The sequence below is a fragment of the Streptomyces sp. NPDC059456 genome (assembly GCF_042750055.1).
Classification (GTDB): domain Bacteria; phylum Actinomycetota; class Actinomycetes; order Streptomycetales; family Streptomycetaceae; genus Streptomyces.
In genome coordinates this window covers 3699-7117 of the sequence record NZ_JBHYVA010000450.1, presented here as the reverse complement: position 1 = coordinate 7117, position 3419 = coordinate 3699, and the positions used below count along the sequence as shown (strand labels likewise).

The following is a 3419-nucleotide window of genomic DNA, read 5'->3' as shown; positions in this document are numbered from 1 at the left end:
GCGGGAAGAAGTCGGTGAAGTCCTCGGTGCCGGAACCGCCGGCGGCTGCGCGCGGTCCCGTGCCTTCCGCACTCCTGCCGGTCACTGACCCCTGCGGCCCCTGCGGCCCGGACGCCGGTCCCGGCGAACCGCCGCCGACGGCGGGCCCGGTGCCCCGGCCGTCGGCGCGCACCGCCCGCGCCGCACGGGCGCCGTCCGCGGTGGCCGCGGCCGTGCCGACGTGCGCGGGCGCGCCGGTGTCCGGGCCGCCCGTCGCCCGTGCCGTTTCGTGCGGGGTCCGGGGCGCCTCCACCTCGGGCCCGCGAGGATGCGACGCCGAGCCGGCGGGCCGCGCGGCGCGGGCGCCCTGGTCCCAGCCGAGCACGGCGCCGCACGCGTCGCAGAACGACTGGCCCGGTTCTGCGTGCGTTCCGCACTCGGGGCAGTTCTGCGTGGTCATGTCTGCGGGGTCCTTTCGGCGGCGGTCACTTCGACCGTGTAGGGCATGTGGGCGGGGCGGGCGGCTGCCACGAGGGAGTCCAGGCGGTGGGTGTCGGCCGGAGTCGGGTCGGGCAGCCGCAGCGCGACGTGCAGACGGGGGCGCGGGGCGCCGGGGAAGGGGCCGAGCGGGCGGGCGTTCCAGTCGGCGCCGCCGCTCTCGGTGATCTCGGGCGCGACGCCGAACGCCAGCCGTACCGCCTCCGCGAGGCCGAGGCGGGTGCCGCGGACGCGGTGCAGCGCGACGGCGGCCGCGACGGCGGCCCGCAGCCGGGGCTCGGGCTCGCTGCCGTCGGTCTCGGCCCCCACCCAGGTGCCGAGCCACCGCGCGAAGTCGGCCGGGGCCAGCGCCGGGTCGAAGTACGTGTCCAGGCAGTCCAGGACGTTCAGCAGGGGCGCGAGGACGTCGTCGAGTCCGCCGACGAACCGCTGGGCCAGGTCGTCGTCGGCGAACACCGCGGGGAGCATCGCGGCGAGCGGGAGCGAGGATCCGAGGCCTTCGATCGAACCCCGGTACGCCTTGGCCGTCATCCGCCGTCCCCGATCACCCGGACACGGTGGTCGAAGGAGAAGACGAGCGACGGCCGCCCCAGGTCGATGCGGTCGGTCGCGTCACCGCGCTTGCCGGTGAGGGGGTCCGCGGGGTGCAGGACGACCTGGTCGACGAGTTCCACCCCGGGGACCCGTTGCAGCACCGCGAACAGCTCGCCGGTCTGGACGGGGCGGCCGAAGGGCCAGCCCCGGCCGTCCGCCCCGCCGGTCAGCGGGTCGAGGTGACGGTAGAGCGCGTCGTGCGCCTGGCGGCGCACCCGGTCGGTGTCGACCCCACGGAACGCGTGCACCGTGGCGACGACGGTGACGCCCTGGTAGTACGGCGGGCCGACGGCCAGCCGCGTGCCGATCAGGCGGCGCTCGTCCAGGTGGCGGGTGATCCGGCCCAGCAGGGCGTCACCCGGCACGAGCTGCTCGAAGCGCAGCCGCCCGCCCGGGTCGGGGACGGCCTGGGGGACGACGAGGACGCGGACCGCGTAGGCGCCGTACTCGCCCTCCTCGCCCTCCAGGCAGGCGATGCGCGCGGTCTCCGGTGCGGCGCGGCGTGCGAGCTCCTCGTAGTCGCGCAGGGTGACGGCGCGGTCCTGGGCGCGGAGCGTGATCGGCGCCCGCAGCTTGGCCTCCTCGACCGTCTCGCCGTCGACGCCGCCGCGCGCCGCCTCGCGGTTGACGACCTCGGAGACGTAGGGGATGGAGGTGCGCAGCACCTGGACGGCGCCGCGCGCCACGTTGCCGCCGCGGCCGCCGCCGGTGCGGTACCGGTGGGCCCGCACGACGGCGCCCTTCGGGGCGACCGCCCCGTACTGGCGCAGTGTCCCGTCCGGTTCGCGGACGGCCGGGCCGAAGGCTATCTCGCCGGTGGCGGCGTCCAGGGTGACGTGGTGGTCGCCGGGCCCGGAGCCGGCGAAGTGCGGCACCACCCGCCAGTCCCGCCAGCCGTCGTCGTCGGCGCTCTGCAGCAGCAGCGGCGGGTCGTCGGCGACGACCGGGGCGTGCGCGAGCCGCAGCCGCTGGCCGGGCAGCCCGGTGGCCTCGCCGAGTGCCTCGTCGTGGACGGTCTCGGCGTGCACGGCGCGGGTGGTGCCGCCGATGGTGTAGGCCTCGACGGAGCGGATGCTCGGCGAGGTGGTGTAGAACGGCTGGCCCGGCGCCGGTTCGGTGACCCGGCAGCGGATCCAGCCGGCCTCGTGCCCGCCGCCCCGCGAGAGCACGTGGCCGCCGGGCAGGTGCAGGACGACGTCGCCGGGCCGGTTGAGACCGCCGGTGCCGTCCCGGTCCACCTCGCAGGGCTGCCAGCCGTCCTCGGTCCACGCCTCCCACAGCAGCGGCGGCTGGCGCGGGTCCACCCCGACGCCGTCGACGCGGCTGTCGAGCTCCAGGGCGAGCGCGCAGTGCGGAGCGGCGGCGCTCAGCCCGATGAGCATGCAGTCGCCGGGGTTCGGCGCCTCGGCGAAGCACAGCACGTCCTTGCCCTCCGCGAGGTCCGTCGTGCGGTCCGCGACGGGCTGCCCGCGGTGCTGCACCACCAGGTGGGACAAAGAGCACGGCACGACGGCCAGGTCGTGCTCGGTGGCGAAGACGACGGCCTCCTCCCGCTCGGTGCGCAGCGTGGCGACCTCGGCCCCGGCCGGGACCAGGATCACGTCCTCCTGGGGCGCGGACAGCCAGAACGTGACGTCCGTGCGCGCCGCGGACGGCGGGAAGAGGGTGATGCCCACCAGGTCGAGGAAGGCGAGGTGGTTCTTGTCCGGGACGCGGTTGAGCCGGTAGACGATCTGGTCCGCCATGTGCGCGACCGTCTCGACGAGCGTGACGCCGGGGTCGGAGACGTTGTGGTCGGTCCACTCCGGGGCGCGCTGCTGGATGTAGCGCTTGGCGTCGTCGACGAACTGCTGGAAACGCCGGTCGTCGAGGTTGGGGGAGGGCAGGGACATCAGCGGTCGCTTTCCAAGGAGCCCGGCGCGCCCGGCTCGTCGTGGGAGGGGATGACGTAGAAGGGGAAGACGAGGCTGCGCGGGTTGTTGGTCCCGCGGACGGAGTACCGGACGTCGATGAACAGGACGCTCTGGTCGGTGCCGGTGGAGACCTCCACGTCGTGGACCTCGATCCGGGGTTCCCAGCGGTCCAGGCTCACGTACACCTCGTGCTGGATGCGTCCCGCCGTCTGCTCGTTCACCGGGGCGAAGACGAGGTCGTGGATGGCGCAGCCGAACTCCGGGCGCATCGGCCGCTCGCCCGGGGAAGTGGCCAGCACGAGCCGGATCGCCTCCTCGATCTCGCGCTCGCCGCTGACCAGCGCGATGCCCCCGGTGGGGGCGGGGGGGGGGGGGACGGGGCCGCCGGGGCCCCCGCACAGGTCTGGCACGAAGAGGCCCCCGCCCACCACGGCA

The 3419-nt window shown here is 75.8% G+C and carries 4 protein-coding genes; all 4 read right to left on the bottom strand.

The window, feature by feature from the left end:
* A partial coding sequence (locus tag ACFXA3_RS29950; RefSeq protein WP_385191708.1) for a zinc ribbon domain-containing protein occupies positions 1-439 on the bottom strand: 439 nt, incomplete at its 3' end.
* Positions 436-1008 carry a phage tail protein gene (locus ACFXA3_RS29945; protein ID WP_385191707.1) on the bottom strand — a complete coding sequence of 191 codons (573 nt, stop codon included), beginning with the start codon at positions 1006-1008 and terminating at the stop codon, positions 436-438. The genes ACFXA3_RS29950 and ACFXA3_RS29945, both read right to left, overlap by 4 nt.
* Positions 1005-2963 carry a putative baseplate assembly protein gene (locus ACFXA3_RS29940; protein WP_385191705.1) on the bottom strand — a complete coding sequence of 653 codons (1959 nt, stop codon included), beginning with the start codon at positions 2961-2963 and terminating at the stop codon, positions 1005-1007. The genes ACFXA3_RS29945 and ACFXA3_RS29940 overlap by 4 nt, the downstream gene beginning before the upstream one ends.
* Positions 2963-3394 (bottom strand): GPW/gp25 family protein, encoded by a 432-nt coding sequence (locus tag ACFXA3_RS29935; RefSeq protein ID WP_385191710.1) that lies wholly within the window; start codon positions 3392-3394, stop codon positions 2963-2965. The genes ACFXA3_RS29940 and ACFXA3_RS29935 overlap by 1 nt, the downstream gene beginning before the upstream one ends.
* Positions 3395-3419: the final 25 nt, after the last annotated feature.

What these genes read in the sequence shown, in the direction of transcription:
- ACFXA3_RS29945 (WP_385191707.1), bottom strand. Translation starts at nt 1,008, where the DNA reads ATGACGGCCAAGGCGTACCGGGGTTCGATCGAAGGCCTCGGATCCTCG.
- ACFXA3_RS29940 (WP_385191705.1), bottom strand. Translation starts at nt 2,963, where the DNA reads ATGTCCCTGCCCTCCCCCAACCTCGACGACCGGCGTTTCCAGCAGTTC.